The sequence below is a fragment of the Prevotella veroralis DSM 19559 = JCM 6290 genome (assembly GCF_000377625.1).
Taxonomy (GTDB): domain Bacteria; phylum Bacteroidota; class Bacteroidia; order Bacteroidales; family Bacteroidaceae; genus Prevotella; species Prevotella veroralis.
Window position 1 is genome coordinate 274,304 of sequence record NZ_KB898326.1, and the last position, 26,606, is coordinate 300,909.

Annotated in this window: 18 protein-coding genes, 3 pseudogenes and 2 riboswitches; of the genes and pseudogenes, 11 read left to right on the plus strand and 10 right to left on the minus strand. The window is 40.7% G+C overall.

All coding sequences use genetic code 11. The annotated features are described in order from the left end of the window. Nucleotides 1-21 precede the first annotated feature (21 nt). The 8 genes from D464_RS0103590 to D464_RS0103625 all read right to left on the minus strand — a co-directional run bounded on the left by D464_RS0103590 (nucleotide 22) and on the right by D464_RS0103625 (nucleotide 14,812). Nucleotides 22-2,331: a TonB-dependent receptor gene (locus tag D464_RS0103590; RefSeq protein ID WP_018910186.1), complete on the minus strand. Its 2,310-nt coding sequence runs from the start codon at nucleotides 2,329-2,331 to the stop codon at nucleotides 22-24. A gap of 18 nt (nucleotides 2,332-2,349) precedes the next feature. Continuing rightward, nucleotides 2,350-3,681 carry a radical SAM/SPASM domain-containing protein gene (locus D464_RS0103595; RefSeq protein ID WP_018910187.1) on the minus strand — a complete coding sequence of 444 codons (1,332 nt, stop codon included), beginning with the start codon at nucleotides 3,679-3,681 and terminating at the stop codon, nucleotides 2,350-2,352. Nucleotides 3,682-3,754: 73 nt separating this feature from the next. After that, on the minus strand, nucleotides 3,755-4,027 hold the full coding sequence (locus D464_RS13725; protein WP_024985904.1) for a hypothetical protein: 273 nt from the start codon (nucleotides 4,025-4,027) through the stop codon (nucleotides 3,755-3,757). Nucleotides 4,028-4,266: 239 nt separating this feature from the next. Next, nucleotides 4,267-5,403, minus strand: a complete 1,137-nt coding sequence (locus D464_RS0103605) for a StlD/DarB family beta-ketosynthase (RefSeq protein WP_018910189.1) — start codon at nucleotides 5,401-5,403, stop codon at nucleotides 4,267-4,269. Between the two features lie 7 nt (nucleotides 5,404-5,410). Next, nucleotides 5,411-6,037 (minus strand): TetR/AcrR family transcriptional regulator, encoded by a 627-nt coding sequence (locus D464_RS0103610; protein ID WP_006948478.1) that lies wholly within the window; start codon nucleotides 6,035-6,037, stop codon nucleotides 5,411-5,413. A 406-nt stretch (nucleotides 6,038-6,443) separates the two neighbouring features. Continuing rightward, nucleotides 6,444-11,222 (minus strand): DUF2958 domain-containing protein, encoded by a 4,779-nt coding sequence (locus tag D464_RS0103615; RefSeq protein WP_018910190.1) that lies wholly within the window; start codon nucleotides 11,220-11,222, stop codon nucleotides 6,444-6,446. Between the two features lie 92 nt (nucleotides 11,223-11,314). Then, entirely contained in the window at nucleotides 11,315-13,387 is a 2,073-nt protein-coding gene (locus D464_RS0103620; RefSeq protein WP_018910191.1) for a type IA DNA topoisomerase, read from the minus strand. Between the two features lie 21 nt (nucleotides 13,388-13,408). After that, complete coding sequence (locus D464_RS0103625; protein ID WP_004384682.1) at nucleotides 13,409-14,812, minus strand: DUF4099 domain-containing protein; 1,404 nt, start codon at nucleotides 14,810-14,812, stop codon at nucleotides 13,409-13,411. A gap of 269 nt (nucleotides 14,813-15,081) precedes the next feature. Here D464_RS0103625 and D464_RS0103630 point away from each other — a divergent pair, with 269 nt between their 5' ends. From D464_RS0103630 to metK, 8 genes and pseudogenes are all read left to right on the plus strand, one after another. After that, nucleotides 15,082-15,537, plus strand: a complete 456-nt coding sequence (locus tag D464_RS0103630; protein ID WP_004384683.1) for a T9SS type A sorting domain-containing protein — start codon at nucleotides 15,082-15,084, stop codon at nucleotides 15,535-15,537. Nucleotides 15,538-15,602: 65 nt separating this feature from the next. Further along, nucleotides 15,603-15,911, plus strand: a pseudogene (locus D464_RS13900) (radical SAM protein); the annotation flags it as partial. A 134-nt stretch (nucleotides 15,912-16,045) separates the two neighbouring features. Then, a pseudogene (locus D464_RS13010) lies at nucleotides 16,046-16,697 on the plus strand (IS1380 family transposase); the annotation flags it as partial. Nucleotides 16,698-16,977: 280 nt separating this feature from the next. Continuing rightward, nucleotides 16,978-17,101, plus strand: a riboswitch (FMN riboswitch). 64 nt (nucleotides 17,102-17,165) lie between these two features. Continuing rightward, nucleotides 17,166-17,289: riboswitch (FMN riboswitch) on the plus strand. 195 nt (nucleotides 17,290-17,484) lie between these two features. Further along, nucleotides 17,485-18,177, plus strand: a complete 693-nt coding sequence (locus tag D464_RS0103640) for a hypothetical protein (protein WP_004384688.1) — start codon at nucleotides 17,485-17,487, stop codon at nucleotides 18,175-18,177. 23 nt (nucleotides 18,178-18,200) lie between these two features. Continuing rightward, complete coding sequence (locus D464_RS0103645; RefSeq protein ID WP_004384689.1) at nucleotides 18,201-18,983, plus strand: HesA/MoeB/ThiF family protein; 783 nt, start codon at nucleotides 18,201-18,203, stop codon at nucleotides 18,981-18,983. A 20-nt stretch (nucleotides 18,984-19,003) separates the two neighbouring features. Continuing rightward, nucleotides 19,004-20,080 carry a radical SAM protein gene (locus D464_RS0103650; protein ID WP_004384690.1) on the plus strand — a complete coding sequence of 359 codons (1,077 nt, stop codon included), beginning with the start codon at nucleotides 19,004-19,006 and terminating at the stop codon, nucleotides 20,078-20,080. Nucleotides 20,081-20,088: 8 nt separating this feature from the next. Further along, nucleotides 20,089-20,706 (plus strand): GTP cyclohydrolase II, encoded by a 618-nt coding sequence (ribA, locus tag D464_RS12490; protein ID WP_004384691.1) that lies wholly within the window; start codon nucleotides 20,089-20,091, stop codon nucleotides 20,704-20,706. A 19-nt stretch (nucleotides 20,707-20,725) separates the two neighbouring features. Next, the gene (metK, locus tag D464_RS0103660; RefSeq protein ID WP_004384692.1) at nucleotides 20,726-21,985 is read left to right on the plus strand and encodes a methionine adenosyltransferase; all 1,260 of its coding nucleotides are present in this window, start codon (nucleotides 20,726-20,728) and stop codon (nucleotides 21,983-21,985) included. Between the two features lie 219 nt (nucleotides 21,986-22,204). Here metK and D464_RS13905 read toward each other — a convergent pair whose 3' ends face one another. Next, the gene (locus D464_RS13905; RefSeq protein WP_004384693.1) at nucleotides 22,205-22,366 is read right to left on the minus strand and encodes a hypothetical protein; all 162 of its coding nucleotides are present in this window, start codon (nucleotides 22,364-22,366) and stop codon (nucleotides 22,205-22,207) included. Between the two features lie 86 nt (nucleotides 22,367-22,452). Further along, nucleotides 22,453-23,130 carry a transposase gene (locus tag D464_RS12495; RefSeq protein ID WP_004384694.1) on the minus strand — a complete coding sequence of 226 codons (678 nt, stop codon included), beginning with the start codon at nucleotides 23,128-23,130 and terminating at the stop codon, nucleotides 22,453-22,455. A gap of 445 nt (nucleotides 23,131-23,575) precedes the next feature. Here D464_RS12495 and D464_RS0103675 point away from each other — a divergent pair, with 445 nt between their 5' ends. From D464_RS0103675 to D464_RS0103685, 3 genes and pseudogenes are all read left to right on the plus strand, one after another. Next, nucleotides 23,576-25,918, plus strand: coding sequence for a TonB-dependent receptor domain-containing protein (locus D464_RS0103675; protein WP_004384695.1), 2,343 nt, complete (start codon nucleotides 23,576-23,578; stop codon nucleotides 25,916-25,918). A gap of 11 nt (nucleotides 25,919-25,929) precedes the next feature. After that, nucleotides 25,930-26,118, plus strand: coding sequence for a DUF6734 family protein (locus D464_RS14175; protein ID WP_026284626.1), 189 nt, complete (start codon nucleotides 25,930-25,932; stop codon nucleotides 26,116-26,118). Between the two features lie 97 nt (nucleotides 26,119-26,215). Next, nucleotides 26,216-26,606: pseudogene (locus tag D464_RS0103685) on the plus strand (IS982 family transposase); the annotation flags it as partial.

The following is a 26,606-nucleotide window of genomic DNA, read 5'->3' on the forward strand; positions in this document are numbered from 1 at the left end:
TATTAAAATCAAAAATTATTATTATTTCTCTCCTTTAATGACGGATGATTCACTGCTTGTGTTGCTGTTTATGCGTTTTGAAGCCTCCTTGTATTTTTTACCATACGATAGGTTCAGCGTAAGGTTTAAACGTATAAGATTTCTTGTTTCATCAAGATATTCATAGCGTTTGTAAGGAGCCACGCTTGAATAGTTTTCTTGTGCGGAAATATGCTTCAAAGAAAACAGATTCAGCACATCGGCAGAAAGGCTGAGTTTATTTGTCTGATAGCCAAACGACAACATGTGGCCGTCTTCATACCGATAAAGCGTTTCTCCCCAAAACCTGTCCTGCACATTCTTGCGAAACTGCCATCTCATAGTGAATTGTTTATAGTAAACAGAAACCTGACCTCCATAGTAGGGTATTGTTTTGCGGTGAGTGTATTGATTGCCATTGCTTTTATAAAATTTCAAGCCGGTATAAACTTTGAACGACAGCAGATTGCCAAAAGGCTGCCCTCCATATTCAAATTCCGCATTATAGTTCTGAAAATTCTTGTGGTTTTCCATGGTTCTGACTACCTTTTCATTATCCAGATATGTGCATTCCATGATTGGCGACTTTGAATATGTTTCATTCAAGTAGAGAGCCAATGCTGTTTTTGTGAATTTATAATTGAATACCAACGCATTATAGAAATCAATCTGCGGCTTGAGATTAGGATTACCTCGCTGTATCTGTATAAAATCTATTTCCTGTGAATAGTCAGAAATAGCCGAAAGTGTAGGCATTATATTAGAGACCGACCCCTGATAACGAAGTTCGATTTTTGGAGAAACGGTATAACGGACGAATAGCATCGGACGAATCGTAAAGGTGCTTTGTTTCTGTTCTCCCACATGCATCCATCGCTGGTTCAGTCCAATGCCCACTCGGCAATAAAGTTCGCTCCATGCCTTTCCCCATTGTGCATAAGAATAAAGGTTGGCCTGGCGTTGGTCTGTGTGATGCTCCTGTGTCATATCGTTTAGGACTGAATTGTAGTCGCTTTTGGTAAACTGCTGGTTGAAGTTTGCTCCAATGGTCAAAGTTCCCCAATTCTGCCTGTTCTCGTATAATTGCGACAGCGCATAGCCTTTTTGAATCTCACGGACATTACTGCAGAATTGGTTGGATTCACTTTCGTTGTCTGCCTCCTGATACAGACGGTTGTATTTCCCTTTGTTGTATTGACCAGAGAGATTCATTACATATAGTTGATTTTCTCCTATGGGCAACTGTATATATAGTTGCGAATAAGGATTTGTGGCCGATGATTTCGCATTGTCGTATAAGTTGAGTGCTGTCCCTTTATAGTGCAAATCACTGTTCCACTCTTTATACGGTGCATTTTGGATGGCTGTCCCCAGTGAAAAGTTAATTATTTTCTTGTTCTCCTGATAGTTGTAATTGAAATGTACGTTGTGATTGTCGTATCTGTATCGTCCAGGATGCCCCAGTTCGGTTCTCGAAAAGTTCTCATTTTGCAGATTAAAGTCCTCTTCATATTCCCTGCTGAGGTGTTTCCAATTGCGGTATGCCATATTGTAGTCTAATGAAAACTGGCTGTTCCTGCGGTTGAATTTCAAGGAAATGTAGTCCTCTCCGAAACTCGTTAAAAGCCCCTGCCACAAAGAAAGGTAAACCCTTGCGCCAACTTTGTCGTTTTTGGTAATAAAATCCAAGACCACGTCTGCATTGCCATACCGTGCTTCCGGCGTGTCGTGGTATTCTACGCGCTGTATAATTTCTGGGGAAAGTGCAGCAATTTCAACGGCTGATACCTCCCTTCCGTTAAGCAATGTCTTAACGCTTCCGCCACCGTTCAGTGTCAGGCTTTTTGTTAGTGGGTCAACATTAATCCTCGACAGGTTCATCTTGTCAAGCATAACCATAGCGTCAGGACTGTTTCTTTGAAATTCATTGGGGAAAATTCTCTTGCTTCCATTTTGAAAACTTATGCTGCTTCCCACAACAGTAACTTCGTCCAACGTAGTAAGACTGTCTTTAAGGAACATTGTCCCAATGTTCAGATCCTTTGTTATGCGGTCTATCTTTATTGTGTCAGTAGTATATCCGACATGTGATGCAACCACATAATAAAAATTGTTTTTTGCGAGATTTGAGAATGAAAACATTCCTTTCTGTGTTTGTACGGCAGAGACAACCGTATGGCTTTTGGTGTACAGCTCTACATTGGATTCAAGGGTGTCACCATTCTCGATGAGGACTTTTCCAATAATAGAATACTGCGCATTTATGTTGCTAAATGTGCAAACCATGAACGCGAACAAAAATAGTCTTTGCATATAGATTATATTAAAATTTCAGATAGAAGGTGTTTTAATCCTCAGTTTATCCAAATGTAAACAAATACATTTTTCTATTACTCCGTTATCTTTGTAGAGTGAGCAAATGTCAAAATTCCCATTGTCAAACATATTCTTGATTCGATAAAAGGCGCATCCTCCCATGCAAATAGGTATAAATTCGCAATCCTTACATTTTTCATCTTCAAAACAATTGGCTGATAATACATATTTTCGTATTAAATCTTTGTTTTTGAAGTCTTGATCGTTAATATAACCAATTATTTTCTTGCTATCTCCAAGTTCATTCCAACATTTATATAACTCTCCTAAAGGACCAATTAAAAAGGAGTTTAGATGAGTTGCCGAACACCCTTTACCTTGTAAAACAGGATAGAAATTGACGGCTTCTGTTAATCCATAAAACAAATCTCGAACGTCATCGTGTAATAAAGATTGACATCCCATACATTTGTTTACAGTGTCTTCTATTCGTAATATGCCTGGATATATTGTTATATTTGGATAAGAACTCCATTTTTCAAGCAACTCATTTCTGATATTCTCAAAATCTCCAACATTATCCTTGTCAAGATTAACGCGAACAGAAATTTGCGTACTAGGCATGCTTTTCAAAATACAGTCAATATTTCTAACTATTTTATCAAAAGTTCCCAACCCACTTTTTTTTAGTTTTCTCAAATTATCGTGACGTGGTTTATTGCCATCTAATGTGATTTGAATTGAGTTAAGTGGATATTTGGAAAAAAGAGAAAGCATCTTTTCATTTATCAAATATCCGTTTGTAACAAGGAAATGATGAGATATTTTAATATTTGGTATCTCGATACTAATTCTATTCAGAATTTTTTCTATAATATCTATTGCCATTAACGGCTCTCCCCCATACCATGTAATATATAGATATTCAAGATGTTTGTAACGTTTTATAAAAAGAATTATATTTTCAATTACGGCATCAGACATTCTTATGGGTCTTTTGTTCTCTTCAAAACAATAAGGACAATTAAAGTTACAATCGCTTGTTGGTGCTATTGTTAAAAGTAGTTTTTGATGGGAGAAAACTTCCATAAAATAATCCATCTTTATTTTACGGTAATAATTGGTTTCTTCTTCAACAGTGGTAATGATATTGACTGTTTTCAATTTTTGGAAAATCTTCTCTGGAATACGGCTTATTGAAGAAGGATTTTTTTTACATTCGCAGACCGAGTCATAAATTTTACGACTCACTTTATGTAGAGAATTGTTGTTTGACAAATAAAAATAGGCTTTTTCATCTGATGATAAAAAAGGAATGCAATACTTAGAAATAATAAAATCACTCATATTTAAGAATATATAAAAAGCCATATCAAATCAACAGGACTAAATCCAACTAATTCGATATGGCTAATAAAGATTATCCAAATTGTAATTGTCTTATTGTTGAATGTGCACTATTACTATTTGCAGACCCACAAGTGCAATCAGAAGGAGCTGCAATCTTGTTACTGTTTCCTGATCCACAAGTACAATCGTTACTACCGTGTTCTGTTTGTTCCGTATTGCTATTTCCCGAGCCACAATTGCAATCATTCATGTTGTTAGAAAGACCTCCATGCAACATTCCCATTAAGTTAGAATCTAAATTTTCAATTCCATCAATAATGGTGATAAAATCATTTTCTATCATAGATAGTAGTGTTTATATAATTCTACTCATGTCGCTTTTCGAATCCGCGTCCTTTATTTCATACAGTTTCCCGAGTTATTCGGTAGGAATTACTGCATTGCAGATAACTGCAACTTCCAAGCTAATAGCTTGTGTTTTTTATTTTTTCTAAATGCAAGTTATTCTTTAATTCTTATTCCGTTCTCTTTTGTTTTTTACAAACTCCTTGCAAGGGACTTCATAAATACAGAGGCTAACTATCATACAGATAGAAGCACTGTTCCATACGAGAACCTTCCACTTTCCGGTACAAGAAGAAGTATCTTGTTTCCACGTTTAATTTCTTTTGTCCTTATGAGTTCTTCCAATCCGACATAAATGGCAGCCGAACCGATGTTGCCTACAGAAGTAAGGTTTGTAAACCACTTCTCTTTTGTCAGAGCAATGTTACGAGCAGCAATTTCGTCATTTAATTTCTCATAGAAAAACATTGATGATACATGAGGTATGACATAATCTATCTCTTCTGCTTTTACATGATGTTTGGCAAGTACGGTTTCGATATGGTCAACCCAATACTTGATAATGTATTTCTTTAGCTGCCGAATGTCCTGTTTGCCCACAAGTACGGCACGCTCCTTAATCTCATCAGGAGAGAACTCCTTCCAGCTTTTGAGCCGTCCGTTTTCTTGCAACTCTGATGCCATAAACATACAGGTCGGTAGTTCGTTGGCATAGGAAGTCATATCAACCCATTCGATTTTGAGAGGACATATTCCTTCGGGATGATCTTGCACCAATACCGCTCCTGCACCATCAGAAAGCATAAATCGCATAAAATCCTTCTCAAAAGCCATATAAGGGTCTTTGTCAGGATTGTCATGTGTAGCTTCATACTCAGGGTCATAAAATTTGGATACCAATGCAGGTGAAGTTAATTCTGATGCCACGCATACAGCTTTTTTATGCAGTCCTGCAAGAATATTGCTATAGCATATTTTCAATGCCTGCAATGAGGTAAGGCATACACCTGCAGAGGAAAATATTTCCATAGGATAGTTGGCTAATTCTCCATGAACCATAGACGCATGGGAAGGAAGCAATTGATCGGGTGTGCTTGTCCCACAAGCCAAAAGGGTCAAGTCGTCAGGAATATTTCCATTTTCAAACAGCCCACATACGGCTTCTTTTGCCAATTCTGCATTCGAGTGTGTTAGGCTTTGATTTTTGTCCAACCCGTAATATCTCGTTTTGATGCCATTTTGTCTAAGGACAATGGAACGAACCCTTGACGGATTTCCACCAATTTTTCCGATATAGTCTTCCATATCCTCATTGGCGATGGGAGAATTAGGAAGATATGCCGATACGCTATTGATATATGCTGCTTTTTCCATAGGAATATTATTTGGTTATTAAATAGTATATTGTGTATATTTGCTCTTTCAATTCGGAAATAGAAAGTTGGCTGCTCAATGCACTTCTGTATGACAATCCAAGATATATATTTCTAATGGAAGATATAATCTTTTCTGTTTCCACAGTTTGAGTAATCTCTCCTTTCTGTTTGGCAAGCTCTATCACCTCTTTCCACTCAAGGCTCTTTCTTTTCTCGTATTCTTGAAATTTCTCTTTCCAATCCGGATAGTTGTCTTTCAGATACAAGATAAATGACATGAAATTGGCAGGAGTGACTGTGCCTTTTGTCATTATAAAAAATGATTTCATACGGCGACCGATGTTTTCTACACGATTATCAATGAAGTCCTTTAATGGTGTAGAGCTTGTAAGTTCAAGAAAGTCTGTAGCATCATTTGTCAAGAATTCAAATACAAACCTATCAACGGCATGATTGAATATATCCTCCTTATTCTTGAAGTGATGGAACATATTGCCACGAGAAATGCCAGTAGCTTCCACTAAATCCGAAAATGATACTGCTGCATAACCTTTTTTCAGAAACAGCCTGAACGATTCATTAAGGATAATGTCCCTTTTGCTTATGCTTTCTTTATCTATTTGTTTTTCCATTATTTCATTATACTAGAATTAGAACAGAACGTTTGTTCTGTGTTTATAAGTGCAATATTATGCAAATTATTTCAATCTGCCAAATTTTTCGGAGGATTTTTCTCCAAAAAGTTTCATTTTTCTTATTTTGCAATGCAAAAGAGTTGATTCTGGGTATTTTTTGCAGGCTTAATAATTAGGCTGAAAATCCCGTCAAATTCCTCCCATTAGACTTTGTATGTGATTATTTTTTAGGTGTGTTTCCTATTTATTTCCGTAAAAGCACACTGTTTTCATCAGAAAAGCATTATCTTTGCACAATCAATTTAAGTGTTCTTTGAGGCATTGCAGAATAAAGAAGGAGAAAGAAACTCGCTCGTTTCCAAGTCGTAACCCATTTATCCATTATTCATTCTTATTTTATTGGTTATCTGAAAGATACAAATATCTTGAATCTTTTCCTCGCGTAGTCTGTGGCAATGAGCATCTTCGCCCTTTCCTCACTCTCACTCAGAGGTGCACGTCCTAAGATTGTGGCATCGCCGCTCTTGGCGAACTCCATCAGCTTGCCGATAAAAACCTCCTGCTCGGGTGTCGGTGGTATGTTGTGCAGTATCTCATTCTTCTCGGGGCGGTCGATACCGATGTCCTTGGCTGTACGGAAGTCACATATCTCCGCATAGAACGAGGCAAGTTCAGGTACCTTGATGAACGTCCTAAACCGCTCTTTCTGAATGATATCGTTTGTGATGGAGAACTCATAGTCGGTAGACTTCTTTGCAAAGACTGCTGCCCAAGCATCAAAACTATTGATACCCTGCTTTTCTAATGCTTGCGGACGGAGGTATTTGAAGAGCAAATACAATTCTGTCAGACTGTTGGAAATAGTCGTTCCCGAAAGAAAAGTTGCTCCCAAGTCCTTACCCGAACGTTCCTGTATCGTGCGTATGGCAAAGAGCATGTTTAAGGCACGCTGTGAACCATCAGGATTGCCCAAGCCTGATACACGGTCATGGCGGGTGTTGAACATCAGGTTCTTGAATTGGTGCGATTCATCTACAAAGAGGTGGTCAATACCCATCATCTTGAAGTCCACGGCATCGTCCTTTCTTTCGGCGATGCTGTCCTGTATGTTCTGTAACTTGGCTTCAAGCGTCTGTTTGCGTTTTTCCAGTCCTTTGAGCATCCCACGGGAGATGTCTCTTCCTTGTTGTCGCAACACTTCGAGATTTTCTTCCACAGAGTCCAGTTCCTTTTGCATAATCGCTTCCTGTATCTCCAATGCTTGCGGTATCATACCGAACTGTTCATGTGTAAGTATAATACAGTCCCAATCGTTGTTCTTGATGTCGTTGAAAATACGCTGGCGGTTCTGCTTATTAAAATCGTTCTTGCCCGGATAGAGCACCTTGGCATTGGGATAAGCCTTGTGGAACGTATCGGCAATATCGAAGACGTTTGCCTTTAGTCCGATAATCATCGGCTTGTTTGCAAGTCCCAATCGCTTCATCTCGTAGGCAGCCGTACACATGATGAGTGTCTTTCCCGCTCCCACCTCGTGGTCGCAGATGCCGCCACCGTTGGTTTTGAGCATCCACACGGCGTCCTTCTGGCTCTTGTAAAGGTCGGCAATGCCCAATCGTCTGAGGTCAAGGTCGGGAAAAGTCTGATGCGTGCCGTCAAAGTTGGGTCGCACAAAGCAATTGAAAAGGCGGTTGTAACGGTCGGATAACTGCTGCTTGAACGTGTCAGGTGTCCGTCCGAGCCAATCAACAAAGCCCTGTCTGATTTCCTCAATCTTGGCATTCGCCATCTGTATGGCATGTCCATCTCTTACTTTAATGGTCTTGGTTTCTCCCGTAACCTTATCCGTCACTTCCTTGCTCTTGTTGATGTCGGGAATGGTATTGTGCAGGGCGTGCTTCATCAGGTTGATGCCGTCATAACGGCGGAACTCTCCCTGTACAGCATACTTGTGCCAGATATTGGCATTTTTGTGGTCGCAGACAATGCTGTACTCGTCCATGTTGGAATGGTAGGATACGCTAATGTCTGTCCCGAAGAATTCCGAAGCGAACCTGCCATAGACTTTAGCAGGTATCCAGCGTTCACCGAGGTTGAAGTCAAGGTCCGCAAAAGGAATGGGTGTTGGCGTGGCTGCACGCAGGACAGCAAGGCTCTGTTTTGCTTCCTCGTGTCCAGGATGGTCCAAGAGCCACGATTCGATGCGCTCCGCCTTTTCTATTACATTGCCCGAAATGAACTTATCCGCCACTTCGTAAGCATTCTCTTCGGGATTGTAATAGATGCGACCTTCCAAGGAAGAAATGATGTCGCTTTCCTCCATATCAGGTAAAAGTGGACTCATGTAGTCAAGTTCCACCGCGCCGTACTTGTTGAGCGATGCACCCAGTGCTTCCATCGAGTCTGTGGCAACGGTCAGTTCCGTGGTAGAAAATGCCGTGGGATGGTCGAAGATGTCCGCCTTGACGTACCTGCCGTTTTTGGAGCGTTCCAAGAAGAGCATTTCCACACCCGTGGCATCCATTTTTATCACATCGATGTTTGTCTTCTGGTTGAAGTAGCCCCAGCGTGCAACATAGTCATTATAAAGGTGATTGAGTCTGCTGCGGTCTTCCCTGTCTTCTGCATGGTTCTCAGCCTCGTAGTCATAGAGACGATGATAGCACTCCCGTATCTCGATATAGGCTTTGAGACGGGAAAGCTGCGCATACGGCAAGTCCATCGGGTTAAAGGTTGGATGTCGCTTTAAGTCAGAAAGAAAGCCTATCTGTCCCTTCTGTACGACAATGGAGCCGTCTCTCAGGTGAGAGTCCGGCGAAGAGAGAAAAGGGCGCGGGGAAGCGTCAAACTCTTTTCTGACTTCCGCTATAGGTTTTGGCTTGCGCTCTTCGGCTTCGTTCATGAAGTCGAAAAGCGACGACTCACGTGAAGAGGAAGAAGCATTTTTCCTGCTACTACGGGTACGGCGTTGAGGAATGATCGCTGCCTTTTGTACCTTGCTGACCGATGTTTTTGGGGGAGCAGTTTGTGTTATAGGACGGCGTGCCTGTGAAGTTCCTGGATTATCCTTGATTTCATGGTTCACACGGGTAACTTCTCTTGTCCAAAGACTGTATTCCTCCGGGGCAAACAGTGACAGCTGCTCCGGTTGTCCGATGTCTTCCATATTATTATCCACCACTGGATGATGATCGTCGTCAAAGAATATTGTCTGCCCATTCATCTCTCTTGGGGCTTCAATATCCGTACGGATTTCCTGTGGTTCTTGCTCGTATTGATGATGAAGTGTCAAGGCGGGTACGCCTTCGGGCGCAGGTTCAACAGTTATGGAAGGCTGTTCTGATACTAATTGTTGTGGGGCGGACTCTGATGATGACGGCTGTAATGGAATTGTCTCGCCGTTAGGAACGATATTTTCCATTATCTGCGTATCGTTCTCAGAAGCAATGGTTACAGTCTCCTTAACCTTATTCTCTGTTTCTGCCTTTGTTATCACTTCTTCCTTGATTTCCTCTGCTACCACTTCTTCTTTGGTATATTGTCCCCTGACTATTTCTTCCAGTTCGGCTATCTCATGCAATTTCTTAGGAGAGAAATACAGGTCGCGTTCAATCCCCAGTCCTCTTACCTTCACGCCTTCCATCTCATCAAGGGACATATTGCCAAGCTCCCAACCATAACCCATTGTCACGGCACCGAAGCCAATGCGGCTCTTAGGGTCATATTCCAGAAGGTAGGCTGTGTATGCTCCCATAGGGAAGAAATAGCGTGCATAGGCAACCTTATCGCCAATGAGTTCCTTTTCCGTGCTGTAAAGTTTTGGCAGTTGCTTCTTGATACTGTCGGGCATGAGGTTATAGGCATCGTTTATACCCTTGTCTTCAGTCTTTGTCCTCTCTGTCTCTTCTTCCCGACTTATGGTAATACCCAACTTGCGAAGCTGTTTCTCTGCTTCAGCCTCTCGTTCTACCTCTGTCATCGGTATACCTGTTTCATATAGCTTACGGTCGATACGTTGTCCCATTTCAAGGGAGAGTTGTGTTCGGAGACTTTCTGCCATTTCCTCAATCCCTCCTGTGAACCGATACTCCCATGCAAGTCTTCCATAAGGGTCTGTACCCATTATGCGCTCTGTAGCAATGGTGCGATGAGATATGTCTTTCCAATCTCCTACAAAAAGAGAGTTATGCTTGAAGACGACAGAAGAGCCTTCTTCCTTAGGAACGGAAACGGTTTCTACAAACTGCTGCTCAATCCCCTTGCTGATTTCTTTACCTGTTTGCTTCTGCAGGACAATGAGGTCACTGCCTACGTCAGTTCCTGCATTGTCTGAAAACATACCCGATGGTAGGCGGAGAGCGGAGATAAGGCGGCTGTTCTGCATGAGGTAACGGCGTATGGCTTCATTGCGGGGACTGTCTAATACGCCCTGTGAGGTGATGAATGCCAAAATTCCACCTTCCTTGATGCAGTCCAGACCTTTCACGAAGAAGTAATTGTGAATGGCACGTGTGGACTCACGTTTAAGAGTGTCCTTGCCTTTGCTATACTCTCGGTCATAGACCATGAAATCTCCAAAAGGAATGTTACTTGTAATAAGGTCGTACTTGTCCTTGTCTTCCAGTTCTCCAATAGCTTCAAAAGGCTCGTTGCGAACGAACACATTGCCTTTACCATAGGGGTGCAGGGCTTGGCTGATGCGGGCAGTGAGCAGATCCTTTTCCATTGCATCTACAACTCCAGCTTGCCTTGCAAAGGTCTCTGCAAAGGCACCCATGCCAGCCGAAGGATCCAAACATCGACGTATGGGTACATTTACAGAAGTGAGAGCATCAGAGATGGCAGAAACGATACGGGTATCGGTATAGAAGGAGGTCAGTACGCTTGCCTTGATGCTCTCCCAGTACCGCTTGGCGGTATTGGCATCTAAGGCTTCACGGTAAATCATCTGTTTGAGCTGCTGTGTCGGCTCGAAGAGATTCTGCTCAGACTTGCTCCAATAGCGTATGTCATCGGGGTTATCTGTGCGGTTGAGTACACATTTCAAGCCACCGAAGCCCTGATAGTTTCGTAAGATACTTTTCTCAGCTTCGGTGGCTTCACGGCGTTCTTTTTCCAGGCGCAAGACCACACGGATAGCCTCCGTGTTGGCTTGCAGGACTTCTTTCTTATTGTATGCCATAAGGTATAACTTCTTCTATTATGAGAATAACCACTCTGATACCAAAGCTTGGTTGTCATGTCAGACTTTAGTATCAGGAATGAAGTAGTATGCTATTTCCGTTTCCTGTTTTGTTCAAATTCAAAGGTGGTAGTATAATCGTCCTTCAAAATCAGACGGGCGTTGAATTTCTTGCCTGCCTTGCTGGTCAGTCCTTTAAGGATAGGTGTACGACCAGAATTTATCAAGTCACGGATATTATCTTCAGAGAGATGTATGCCGCAGACTTCACGAAATACGTGAAAACCACAGGTTTCATGCCTGCACTTGGCTACCTTGGCATAGATGCCGACACTCTGCTGTCCGCACTTTGGACAGAGGTAGACAGGATAGGACTTCTGCTCTGAAGAAAGCGAGAGGAGTTCCTCGCAAATAGTTCCCACGTATGAGTTGATGCCTTGTGAGAACTTATCAGATGGCATCTTTCCTGCTTCAATAGCGGCAAGGGCAAGTTCCCAACTGCCTGTCATCTCAGCATTGGCAATCTTCTTGTCCTTGACAATTTCATAGACAGCTAAGCCTTTCTCGGTAGGTATGATGGATTTCTTGTCCCTTCGGATATAATCACGAAGGATCAGCGTTTCGATAATGTTGGCACGGGTGGCAGGTGTTCCGATACCACACTCTGCCATCGCTTTCTTACTCTCTGCATTTTCGACCTCTTTTCCGGCGTTCTCCATCGCAGAAAGCAATGTCGCTTCTGTGTAGAGCGGTTTAGGTTTAGTCTTATGCTCGGTTATTTCAGCAGAAACAAGTGGCAAAACCTCTCCCTCCGTTAGGCTAGGCAATGAAGACAAAATCTGTTCTTTACCATCTTCTTCCTTCTCAGCTTCCACTTCTTTACTTTTCTGTACGGCTTTCCAACCCAAGGAAATCTGCCTACATGCTTTCCAAGTAAAGGTGTTGGTGCCGTCCGTAAACCGCACCTGCATACGCTCTTCCTCGGAATCAGAAGAAAAGGCTTCGGAAAAGCGAGTTACTACCATATTATATATGTTTGCTTCGTCCGTAGATAAGCCCGTTGGCGTCTCCCCCGTGGGGATGATGGCGTGGTGGTCGGTTACTTTTGCGTTGTCCACCGAATGGCGGTTAAGTGGATTTGAAAGTGTCTTGCCTATCTTGCGCAGCAGGGCGGGTACTTCCTCGAAAATATCCTCGCTGATGTATCGGCTGCCTGTGCGGGGATAGGTCGTGATTTTCTTCTCATAGAGGCTTTGGGCTATTGAGAGGGTTTTGTCTGCAGAAAAGCCGTGGCGTCTGTTGGCATCTTTTTGCAAGGCAGTAAGGTCGTACAAGAGTGGTGGCGGTGTACCAGCCACCTTTCTTACGACCGATTCCACTGTAAGCTGGCTCTGACTGCGAAGTACAGCGAGAGCAGTCTGTGCCGATGCTTCACTCTCATAGTCTTTACAGCCAACGGTTTTCAGCGGCACGCCCTCTTTCTCTGTGTGAACGGATAATTTCCAATAGGGTACGGAAGAAAAATCACGGTTCTCTATGTACCGACGGCAGACCATAGCAAGTATCGGGGTCTGTACCCGTCCCAAGGAATAGCCACCCCTGCGGGCAATGGAAAGGGCTCGGCTGGCATTAATACCCACGAGCCAGTCGGCTTCGCTTCTTGCCTTGGCAGAATGATAGAGGTTGTCGTAATGGCTTCCTAGTTTGAGATTGGAAAGTCCCTCACGGATAGCTTTGTTTGTGAGAGAACTTATCCAAAGGCGGTCAAAAGGTTTTCTGCAATCAAGATATTGATAGATATAGCGGAAGATGAGTTCACCTTCACGCCCTGCATCTGTGGCAACGATGATACGGTCTGCCTTGTCAAAGCAGGAACGTAACACCTTGAGTTGCTTCAATGCTGCAGGGTCTGATATATACTCCTTGTCCTTGTGTACTTGTCGTACCATTAACTGAAATGGATTGGGACGGATGGGCAAGTCCTCGGCTTTGTAGGCAGAAAAACCGTAGGTTTCGGGCATGGCAAGGGCGATGAGGTGTCCCATTGCCCACGTAACGAGGTAACCGTTGCCATCCATGTATCCGTCCTGCTTGCTGTTTGCCCCAACGATGCGGGCAATATCTCTGGCTACCGAGGGTTTCTCGGCGATAATACAAGTTGTCATAGTCGATAATAGAATTAAGGGTTACATCTTACGTCCACGGGACTTCTTCTGCTTGTTTTCGTCCTTCTTTTGCCTCTGCTCGGCAGTAGGTTGTGTCTGTCCCGTTTTGAGTGGCTCTTTCACATCCTTGGTGGCTTCGTTAGTCTTACCGTGGTTATTCACGGCTACCTGTGTTTTGTGTTCTTCGGCTACGGCAACCACCTTTTCTTTGCCAGTTTCTTGCTTCTTATCGGGATTCCACTTGTAAAAACGTGGTCTATTCTGTTCCTTATCCATGCGGACGTATGCGTTGAAAGGTTGTCCCTGTTTATCCACCATATTCTTTAAATATAGTGTGCGACCGCTATCCAATGCTTCACGCTGTTTATCTGATAACTCTAAGCCGCAAAGCTTATGTGGGACGCCTTGCTGCAGTGTCTGCTGCTGGTGCTCCTTAAATCCACGATTATTGTCAAAGATAAATTCAATGCCTTTCTTCTCTGCATTGACTTGCAATACAGCATTAAATGTTTTGCCACTCTTGGCGGTCATGCTCTCCACTTTCACAGCCTTACCTTCCACGAGGCTTTTGTACTGTGCATCGGAAAGGGTAATACCTTTGATTTCCCTAGGAATGTTCACACGGTCGGCACGAAGGGCGATGAGCTCGTTGGTCTGCGGATCGATGGATACGTAGGCTGCGAACGGCTCACCATTCTTGGGCGTAATCTCGATGGTCTTGCCAAGGTTGCCTGTTGCAAGGAGCTGTTCTTTCTCCTCTGGAGAGAACTTGTGTCCCATGTAGGGAAAGTCGAGCTGTGGCTCTTTGCGAAGCGGGTGAACTGCCAAGCCAATATTACCCTCGCCATCGGTACGAAATGCCAAACGGGCATCGGTATAGATGGTAGTATCACCCATCGGGATGGCGATGGTTACAAGATTGCTCTTCTGCCAGTTGAGCATTTTTGCCAACTCTCCACTCTGCTCCAATCGCTCACGGGTAAGTCCGAGGTTGTCGAGCTGCTTCCAATCAATCTTCGACTCGTCAATGGCGGTGGCATTCTTCTGCTTGGGTAGGAAGTCGTCAAAGCGCACCTGACTATCTGCCAACTGCTGCTTGTTCTCCGGCTTCTCACGGTTCTGAAGCATGGTATGGAGCGATGCCACACCTTGCTCCACATTGTTAGCCACTACCTTGTAGAGTCCGAAACGAGTGGGCTCGTTGAACTGCTTGAGGAAATTAGTCATGAAGTTCTTCAGCAAGCCATCTTTGTTATTGAACTTCAAGAAGGCAGCCTGATGCACATCCTTGGCTTCCGTTGTTTGGAGCTTTCCTTTGTCGTCAATACCTGAAACTACGGAGAGTTTTCCCGTTTCGTTAGCATTCTTCACTTCCGTGCGGTCTTCCAAGACCAGCACATAATTGTCATTGCTGTTCGATTCCATAATTTGTTACTTTTATATGTATTTAGTTTCGAACAACAAAATTATAGTGAAAAATCTTCCTAATTAACTATGAGGGATAAATCAGGATATACTAAGATAAAGACAGAAATTTATTGCAATATGAACTTTAATTTACAGAAATCACCCCGCAGGAATAAAAAAAAGTGGTTTTATCATTTTTTTTAGCAGATTTTTTGCAAGTTCAAAAGAAATAGGCTATTTTGCAAAACTAAGAACCCTATTATGAAACTAATAAAAGTTGATGTACGATGAAAAAAGGTTTTATACCTGATGCTGTAAAGACTGATGAAGAGGGACATAAAATGATTAATTATACTGTCCTTATTCCTCTTTTAGTTCAATCCGTACAAGATTTAACATTACAAATAGAAGAGCAAAAATCTTTAATTGCAGAATTAAGTATGAATGAAAATACTACAGATATTTCTTTTTTAGCTAAAAAAGCAAAAAGGAATCGGATTTTGAATTACACTCCAAATCCCACAAAAGGAATGATGACTTTTACGATTAGTGTGGAAGAGAATAAATCTGATGTATATCTTGTCATTTGCAATTTATCAGGTGTTCAAGAAAAACGGATTGAGATACCATACAATCAGTCCTCTATTCAAGTAGATTTATCTCCATTGAACTCTGGACTACACATCGCGTCTCTCATTGTCTCTGGGAAAGTTTATGATTCAAAGCAGATTATAAAGGACTAAATTAATTCAACAGTTAAGCAGGAGGGCATTTTCTAAATGCCCTCCTGCTTTGTATTCACACATTAATTTCAAAGTATAACATAAAAGATTACCTTTTAAACGGAATAACATTCCTCAAAAATATAACTTGCACACATCACAAGGAATTGACATCGCTTATGATTTATTCAACTCCACTTTGTCAGTCTCGTTGTAAACACTGTTCTATTTGGAAAAAGAGACCTGTAGAACATTTGTCATTAAATGATATTATTAGGATAATGTCAAGCAAATGTGTGACGAAAAGGACAACTATAGATTTGGAAGGAGGAGAATTTATATTACATCCAGAAGCAGATGCTATACTAAACTGGTTTCATGAAAACCATAAGAACCTTAATTCCGCAACACTATTATAAATTAAACTTTTTAAGTACCTGAGCAACAAAAAGTTGCTCAGGATTCTGCCATGTCAGAATTTTCACTTATATTAGTGTTGCAAAAAAAACAAGAGAATCTGACGATAGACATGGCGAAGATACAAATTAAATCTGAGAGACTCACTCCTTTTGGGGGATTATTTTCAATCATGGAGCAATTTGACTCCAGATTATCATCTGTAATCGACTCAACCCTCGGTCTAAGGTGTAGATCGTTCGGTTATCAGTACAGCGAAATCATCCGTTCTCTCATGAGTATCTACTTCTGTGGTGGTTCATGTACCCCAGGATGTCACTACTCATTTGATGAACCACCTCTCGCTTCATCCGACACTTCGCACTTGTAGCTCTGATACTATCCTCAGAGCGATAAAGGAGTTGACGCGAGAAAACATTTCATACACATCAGATATGGGCAAGACCTACGATTTCAATACGGCTGACACTCTCAATACTTTATTGCTCAATTGTATATTTGCATCTGGCCAACTGAAAGAGGGTGAGATGTATGATGTTGATTTCGACCATCAGTTCATAGAGACAGAGAAGTATGATGCAAAGCCTACATACAAGAAGTTCCTTGGTTATCGACCGGGCGTGGCGGTTATTGGCGATTTGATAGTCGGTATAGAGAATAGCGATGGTAACACAAATGTTCGTTTCCATCAGAAGGACACGCTGAAGAGGTTCTTTGAGAGATTTGAACAGAATGGGCTCACTATCAATCGCTTCAGAGCTGATATACCTGTAATAATGCTTACGCAGATGTTTTCCAGACTGATTTTGGATAATGCCTACAACTTATGGGAATGATATTGTGTATTGCCTCAAGTCACATTGTGGGGTAAGGGGATATTGTAGGCAGAAGTGGGTGCTTCAAGTTCAAATTATCTGCAAATTCAGTAATGAGAGGACGTGTAAACGCAATAAGGACGTTCAAGGGCTTAGTTACGGATTTGAGGGTAGTGTAAAATTTATGCGTTTTTTTTGGTGGTATTATACTTTATATATATCTTTGCAAAAGAACTTCGGGGGCAGGGTGAAATTCCCTATCGGCGGTATAGTCCGCGACTTCTATTTTTAATAGAACTGATTTGGTGAAATTCCAAAACCGACAGTTATAGTCTGGATGGTACGAGGTTTTATACATTGCAATTCTTGCCATGTATTTTCTTGTATCTTTCCCTATGTTTTATTAAAAAAATAATTGGATTCTTCAGGGGCAGGGTGAAATTCCTTACCGGCGGTATAGTCCGCGACTTCTATTTTTAATAGAACTGATTTGGTGAAATTCCAAAACCGACAGTTATAGTCTGGATGGTATGAAGAATTATCTAATGCAAACATTTTTATGTTTGCTGATATATTCGCATATACCCTCTCTATGAAGCCCTTTTATAAATTTGTTGTAAAATGGCAATTGACAAATATTAAAAAAATAAGCCTTTTCCATTTCTTGGAATTAAGATATTGCTTATGTGTAAGTATATAATACTTGAATTAAATAATACAAATACAAAGAAATAAGATGGATTATCAAGTAGTTGAGATTAAAAACCCAGTTTTAAACATCAATGACTCAAAAGTCTATGGAATGTTTAACAAGCTGATCAAGTTGAAAATTATGGGATACCAACATGAATATGGTAATTCCATTATGCCTATAGGCGCATATGATTTTCTTAGCGATCACATTGCTATATGTACTAAAGAGTCGAATGGGGACTTGAACCCAATAGCAATGTTTGAAACATTACGGTATAGTACTTGTAAAGAATTCAAAATATCGTTTCCACCCATAGAATTAACGATGACAGGTGGAAACCATGTTCTATCTTCAGAAATTCAAAAATCAGCTAAAAAACTTTTGGAACATGGGAACGATATTCTTTACGACTCATCTTGGACGGTTGCTCCTGAACAGAGGCAGAAAAATAACATTTCTTCTATTTTAAGATTGGTACTTTCTCTATGGGTAAACTTACATTTAGATTCTGATATAACCCCCTTTTTTGTATCTGCTACTTTGAAGGTTGGAACGGATAAAATCTTCAAAACTGCTGGTTGTGTTCCTGTGTCAGATTCTCCATATTACAAACTTGCAAATATAAACAATCAAAATGCAGAAATGTTTCTATGTTGCAAATTCTCCAATACTATGCTAAAGCTTTCAAATATGTATAGTAAATTATGGGCAGACAGAATTATCTTAGGAAAATAATTTATACTTTAAACTTAAAAAAAATGAAAGAAAAAGAATCTCTGAGATTTCGTAAGCAAGAAATTCTCCCTTTTATGGGGAAAGATGGTATGAGAAAAATAAAAGCCTCTACTGTGGTCGTTATTGGTCTTGGTGGTGGCGGATGCTCTGCAAGTTTACAATTAGCGACAGCTAATGTTGGAAGATTGGTTTTATGTGATTTTGATACCGTAGGCGAATCAAACCTTGGCAGACAATTTTTACATAGCCATTCAACATTGGGTATAGATAAAGTGATTTCTGCTAAAATAGCGTTAAGAAAGATAAACCCATTTATTGAGATAGAAACCATTTCAAAGCCAATAAGTAATCAAATCTTAGAGGATTTGTATAGCAGATACAAAGATCTCTCAATATTTGTTGCTGTTGATAAGTTTGAAGCGCATTATATGATAAACAATTTCTGTATAAATCACAATATTCCTGCTGTGCATATTGCACAATTGGGCTATAAAGGTTTTGTGTATACATATATACCTGGAATTAGCGTTTCTACAATAAAAAACGCCATTAGCGTAGGTTTTGATAAAAATGTTAATGAAGGAAAATTTGACACAGAAGAACAGGACTTACCGTATTTTGCGCCAATAATATCCATTGTATGTGCCACTGCTATTGTGGAACTTATAAAAGTGATGGTTGGAGTATCTAATAAAAAAACATTGGCAAATACCTTTCTTATTTATCGCGCAATTGAACATGAAGATATATTTGAAAAAGAACAGGTAAATAAACCTTTTTTTGAAGAAATAAAACTCAATCATTAAAATAGATAATTGTGCAAATTATGATAAACTTAGATGAATTCAATTATGACGGACGTCAAGAAGGATTTGTTGAAGAAACTTATTCCTTTTTAGGTTCAGAAGATTTACCGGACAATTTTCATCAGAAATACATAACCATATGGATGTCCAGAGAATGCAACTCAAAATGCAAGCACTGTTATCAAAAGGGAGATCCCAGAGGAAGAGGATGGGACTATGCAAAAGCAGATGCTGTCACTGACTTATTTCTCAAAGATGGTTATATCGTACACCCTATAGTTAATGAATGGTTACCTCATTACTGGGATTTCCTAAGAATCAAGAAGAAATGTCATTCAACAGAAATTACTACAAATGGTATTCTTATAACAAGTCGATATAAGGAGTTTTTTCCTTTGTTGCATGAAAATAATATATCGGATATCAAGTTTACGATTTTTCCAAAAGAATGCCATAAGTATATTACTGGGCGAAAAAGGGAGAATGTAATTCAGGCAATAAAATTGTCCCTAAAAGATGGTTTTAGGGTTACTTTAAATTATGTCGTGATGAAAAGTACACTTCATACAATCCCCAGTTTTGTCGAAGAGGCTATAAAATTAGGAGTGCATGAGATTTATTTCATGTATTATTTCTGCATTGATCCAAAAAACAATATGTTTAGTCAGGTGTTAAGTCCACAAGACATAAAATGTTTTTGGAAATATTGGCAGATGTTAAACGATTCCGAGTACACACAAAAGATTAAGTTCAGTAAAATGGCTGCTTTTGGTCTGAATCCATATAATGAAGATCATTATAGAAAAGCTTCTCGCTGTAAAAGGTTTTGTCTTGCAGGCAGATGGGAATATTTAGATTTTTTATATATGGATCCAGAAGGTAAAATCTACCCATGCAATATGGTTAGTGGGGAAAAATACCAAATCGGGGAAATTTTTGATGATGATGGAAATTGGAATTATAGATTTATTGATAACAACTGGCAAGACAAACTGAAGGGATTCAATAGATCTATGTGTGCTGGTCGAATGGAAACTAATAGAATTTGGCATGAGGCACAAAAATCTATTAAATCAGACTCCTCAACAAGCAAGTAAGTTTCGGTATGAGCAATATAAAAGTAGTAAAGGGAGAAAAAGTCCATATGCCAACTATTTGGGGAGACTTTTTTATGATTCCATTTCATAACGAAGATGATGGAAAAGATTGCTTTGTCGTTGGCAAAGGTAATGTTTTAAACAGCGTAAACATTCCAATTGTCCGTATTCATTCAAGTTGTAGTAGTGGAGATATTTTGGGGTCATTACGATGCGATTGTGGCGAACAATTACACAAAGCGTTGAAACTTATAGAACAAAAAGGAGAAGGACTCCTTATATATTTGAATCAAGAAGGGCGTGGTATTGGGCTTATGGATAAAATGAAAGCCTATAAATTGCAAGAGCAAGGTGTGGATACTGTTGATGCTAATTTGCAAATCGGGCACTCTGTTGATGAGAGGGATTATGCCATAGGTGCAGCTATACTTAAATTGCTAGGAATTTCAGAAATTGATCTGTTGACAAATAATCTGCTAAAGTCTCAGGGTTTAATAAGGAATGGAATAAATGTAAGGAAGATAATTCCCTTAGAGACGAGTCCAAATAAATATAATAAATTCTATTTAGAGACGAAAAAAAAGAGAATGGGACACCTCCTTCATCTTTCAAAGAGTAATATTTAATGATAAAACAAGAAAATATATGCGACATTTATTTACATCGGAATCGGTTTCAGCAGGACATCCCGATAAGGTTTCAGACCAAATTTCAGATGCACTTCTAGATCAATTCCTTGCCTATGATGGTAAAGCCCACTGTGCAATAGAAACATTTGTAACGACAGGACAGGTTGTCATAATGGGTGAAGTTCGCTCCAATACATATATCGACTTTCAGAATGTAGCCCGTGAGATGATAAACAAGGCTGGTTATACAAAGGCTGAATATCAGTTTGATGGTAATTCATGCGGTATTCTCACAGCTATTCATGAGCAAAGCGATGATATAAATAGAGGAATTTCCAATAAAGATACGGATGAACAGGGAGCAGGAGACCAAGGAATGATGTTCGGCTATGCTACCAATGAAACTGAAAATTATATGCCTGTTTCTCTTGATTTGGCACATCTCATCATGAGAACACTCTCTGATATACGCAGGGAGGGCAAGGAAATGACTTATTTACGCCCAGATGCAAAAAGTCAGGTAACAATAGAATACACTGAGGATAAGAAACCTCTGCGCATTGATACAATAGTAGTGAGTACTCAGCATGACAATTTTGACAAGGACGACAAGAAGATGCTGGACAAGATTAAGAGTGATGTGATTAATATACTGATGCCCCGTGTCATTTCTCAATGCGGCTCCAAGATACAAAAGCTGTTCAACAGTAACATAAAGTATCTTGTAAACCCAACGGGGAAATTCGTTATCGGAGGTCCGCATGGGGATACAGGGCTTACTGGACGCAAAATAATTGTGGATACATACGGAGGGCGAGGAGCGCACGGTGGAGGTGCTTTCTCTGGAAAGGATCCAAGCAAGGTAGATCGCAGTGCTGCTTATATGGCACGATATATTGCCAAAAATATGGTAGCAGCAGGGGTTGCGGACGAAATTCTTGTGCAGCTGGCTTATGCCATCGGTGTGGCTGCTCCTGTCAGCGTATCGGTTGATACATATGGACACAATAATGTTGGTATGTCGGACGGAGAAATTGCACAGAAGATTTTTGAAATGTTCGACCTGCGCCCTAAAGCCATTGAAAGGCAGCTTAAACTAAACCAGCCGATGTACACGGAAACGGCAGCCTATGGTCACATGGGACGGAAAAATGAAGTTATGAACAAAACATTTACAAGCAGGTATCATGGAACAAAAAACATTCAGGTGGAATTGTTTACATGGGAGAAATTAGACATGGTGGATACGATAAAAGATAGTTTCCGCATAAAATAATTAGGGACGATGATAAGGACTAAGGGACTCTCTGTCATGTTGCTCATTCTGGAATTGCTTTTGTGGGCTCCGTGGCATTTCTTTGCCTCTCTGGGTGTGGAAATAAGAAGGAATATAGTGTATATATCACCCTGAATGCACTTCACGAAAAGAGATAGTGACAGCCTCCCTCTCGTCTTTTTTTATCAGATTTATCTATATACAATAGACCGTTAAATATTATGCTGCATCATCAGCGAAACTAAATATATCATTTATCCTTTCTTTATTTAATGGCGTGTTCGGGCTTTTCTCGAACACGTCAATAATTCGTTGCGCGTAATAGGCATTGATCATCTTCGCTTTAAGGCGACCGATGGACGTACCAAGTTCCTTGCACATAATTTTCGCCACATTGAGTGCTGTGAATGAAGAGTTAAAAGCAAATTCAAGTTTTCTCTTGTCGCGTGCCTGACAATCGGTAAGACCTAGGAACTGCTTTGCGTCGCGAAAGCAAAACTCCTCTTGGAAACGTCGATGTTCCTTACGTCAATCTTATCACCTTTGACACGAGGACGGCCAGGCTTTCCTGTAGGTTCCCCGTCCCACGTGTAGAACAAGGCTGCGTCATGACGCAAGCGGCTCACAACATGGAAGCCCATCTTCATTACCTTGTCGATGAAAGGTCTTTTGGAGAAGGCTGAGTCGGCGACAAGAACCTTGCCAATACGCTGTAAGGTTACCTTGTCGTCCTCCAATACTTTGGCATACCAGTCGTATAGGCTCATCTCTTTTTTCTCCTCGTCTTTTTCCAATGTGGTCTGCACAGCCTTCAGCATCATACACTCATGCAAGTCCACGTCAATCACACCGATGCCGAGAATCTCAAGACCGTGCTTTACAGCACCTGCACAGCCCGACCAAAACGTACCCACGTATGGGGTATGCTTCCCAGCCTTCTTGATGAAGCTTGGATCAATAACGATGGCATTGCGACCCTTGCCCTCTTTGAAGGCGAAAGCACTCAGCCACATATTCATTTCGAGCCAGTTCACGCTGCGCTCTGCCGTCTGCCGATAGCATTGTTCGCCACGCTTTCCATAGCGTCCCATCTGCGTGAAATTGCATTTCCTTGGGATGACCATCAAAAGAAAAAGCATTTCCATGACGTTTTTTTTGAATACTTTTGTTTAACTTTGCTCCATCTCCAGCACTAAATGCTGCTTTGCAGAGCTTCATATATCGGCTAATCAAGTTGGTTATCAGCATAAACTTTATTGTCTTTTTACATCTATAAAGTTACTGAAATTCAACGAGATAGCCGATTTCATTATGTTATATTTTGTTATCTAATTATCTCTTTTTTAGAGACCTGTCATGTTTTCTTTCTGCCACAATACCTGTTAGCTTAGGGACGAAAGATTCGCAAATCACAAAATTTTAACGGACTATTGATATAAAGAATACTTGTATGTAAGAATATGGTGTATATGGTAAAAACGAAAAACACCAAAAAAAGATCGCCGATTATTTGAAATAATGAAATTATTTTGTACCTTTGCTGTGCATTTGTATCTTGAAAAGACATTATAAACCTAAATACTATGTAATATGATAATGGTAAAATCTTTACATTCAATTTTGCAGTTCACACCTATAAGTTTTATATTTCTTTTACTATCGAGCCAGCCTATGTATGCCCAGCAATGGCAGCTGAGGGGGAGGCTGGTGGAGAAGGTCGACAGGACTACTCCCTTGGATGCCGCTGAGATATTAGTAAGCCCTCTTGGCGGGGATGTCACTTCCAGCAGCTTATCGGATGAAGAAGGCAGGTTTGCTCTTTCGCTTTCTTCGGGCAAGTATGTGTTCAGATACCGACAGTTGGGCGATATTCTTAAGACCGACACCCTCGATGTGCAAGCCGACACCGATTTGGGTGATATTCCTTTAGAAATAAAGAAATACACAATGAAGGAGGTAACGGTTACCTCTCAGCGCAGAATGCTTAGTCAGAAAGCCGGAAAACTTGTATATTTAGTTCAGAACAGTCCTTTTGCCCAGGGGTTCAGTACACGCGATTTACTTCATAATATCCCTCGCATAGACCCGACAAGCGAAGAGATAAAGATAATAGGCAAGAGCAATGTTCTTGTATTGGTGGACGGACACAGGATTAATTTGGAGGGAAAGGATTTGGATATGTATTTGCGTACGTTACCCTCTGAGAACATTAGTAAAATAGAACTCATCACAAATCCTTCAGCCGGATTTGATGCTACGGGTAACAGCGGAGTGCTGAACATTATCCTAAAGAGCAAGCCGGTAGGTTTTGATGGAAAAATTCACACCTTGCTGACACAACGCTCTCATTTTGCAGCCGAGGAGGGAGCTGACTTGTCGTTCTCATCAGGTAATTTTTCGGTAGAGTACAAAGTCGACAACTCCAACGAGAAACGCCCTCAGAAGATGAAAAGCTCTTACATCTATCCGACATACACACGTGTTACTAACGATTATACTCTTAACCGCTATGACATATTGAGCCAGAATCTTAATAGCAGCTATCAAATAGGGCATGTAAAAATAGGATTCTTTTCCACTCTCAACCGTTCCCGTAATAAGGGCTTTCACAAGGGCGAAATGAACTTCAGTGATGGTTCTTATCCGTCGAACACCTATTCGGAGCAGACTCACGACAAGTATCGTTTGGAAACAATTTCCCCTTATGTGGAATGGAAGCTGGACAGCATAGGTAAGAAGCTAACGCTGAATTATAATTACATTCATTTAAGCGATGATGTCAACCAGGTGTACGATTCTGGCTCGGCTCACCCCTTTTCGAGCAGTTGGGACAATTACAGCAATGTGGTGAATACTCTCAGCGCAGACTTAAACCTTCCCTTTACGTGGCTGAACTTTGAGGTGGGTGGCAAGTACTCCCATTTCAAAACGAACAACATTTCGGATTACGGAGGCAGCAATGGTTTCTTGTTCAAGGAAACAATAACGGCCCTCTATGCAGATGTTCACCGGAACTTTGGTCCTTTTTATGCCAAGGCAGGGTTGCGCTATGAGCATACAAGCAATAATGGGATAACGCTTGGCGGTTTAACCGTTTCCAATAAATATCATCATTGGTTTCCGTTCGCAGAGCTTTCCTATAATCCTTCCGACGACCATTCCTTCTCCTTAGGATATAGCAAGCGAATCGACCGACCAAGTATGAACAATATGAATCCCACAAAGGTTTATCGCGACACTTATTCTTACTCGGAAGGAAACGACAGGCTTGTTCCGTCCATCATGGATAATTTAGAGTTTAACTATGTCTTTAAGGGAAACCTTAATGTAGATTTGTACTACTATCACACTTCTGATGCCATACAGAGCCTGATACAAGTGGTTGATGATTTATATACCAAGTATTATCCCAAGAACTGCCTAACCATAAACACCTACGGCGGAGATGTTAGTTATAATTTCTCGTGGGGTAAATTCAACTTGTATACAAGTGCTTCTATGTACTACCAGAAGGCCAAGTCTATGGCAGAAGAACTGGATGATTCGGATTTGAAGAGTTTGAACACGACTCTCTCTGCAAATCTTAGTTATCGCTACAAGGCTATGACCATTTTTGCAAATTATTATCATGTATTTCCGGGAGTGGAAGAATCTTTTCATACTGGGAATATCGATTGCTTAGGTTTGGGCTGCAAAATTAATCTCCTAAAGAATAAGCTCTTGCTGAATGTTCTGGCGCAGGATATCTTTGGAGGTACCAAAGCTCATAACCGAGTGGCATACAACGATTATATGTTCAGAAATAACATAGATAATGACAATACTTCGTTACGTGTAGGGTTAACGTATAATTTTGGAAAGCATAAAGCCAAACGAACGGATGTAAATATCAATAACAGCGAAATGAATCGCCTGCCGGATATTAAGAAATAAAAATAAAAGAGATGAAAATTATTCAAAGTTTTTGGACTGGCAATAAAAATTGCCTTAAAGATAGTTATGGTTGGCTTTCCCCTATCTTTAATTACTTAAGTTGGATCATTAGTAGCAATCAGCTAAGATGTTTTTATGATGATGTTACATTAATAACCGATCGTCAGGGGTATGATATCCTTATCAATAAATTAACGTGAGTTCGACGAATTATAAATGTCTATAAATTTGGTGATTAGCGAAATTTGTTGTAACTTTAAGGTGTTAACATACAAACAGTTACAAACAAAAATCGCTATGATCACCGAGGACAAAGTTACAGAAATATTTTGTATGGCAGACGACTTCTGCAAGTTTTTTGATGCTATGACAGCAAAATATACGCTAAAACCTACCGGAAAAAGAAAATATCATCGAAATTCTACAATGTCAAAGGCAGAAGTTATGCTGATAATGATTCTATTCCACGATTCTGGTTATCGCTGCTTTAAACATTTCTATCTTGAAAAAGTATGCAAGCATCTTCTCCATCTGTTTCCAAAAGTTGTTTCTTATAACCGTATAGTAGAATTGGAAAGGGATGTAGTCATACCCTTAACCTTGTTTATCAAGAAGGTTCTGTTGGGCAAATGCACGGGTATAAGCTTCGTTGATAGCACACCATTGCGTATCTGCAAAAACCAAAGAA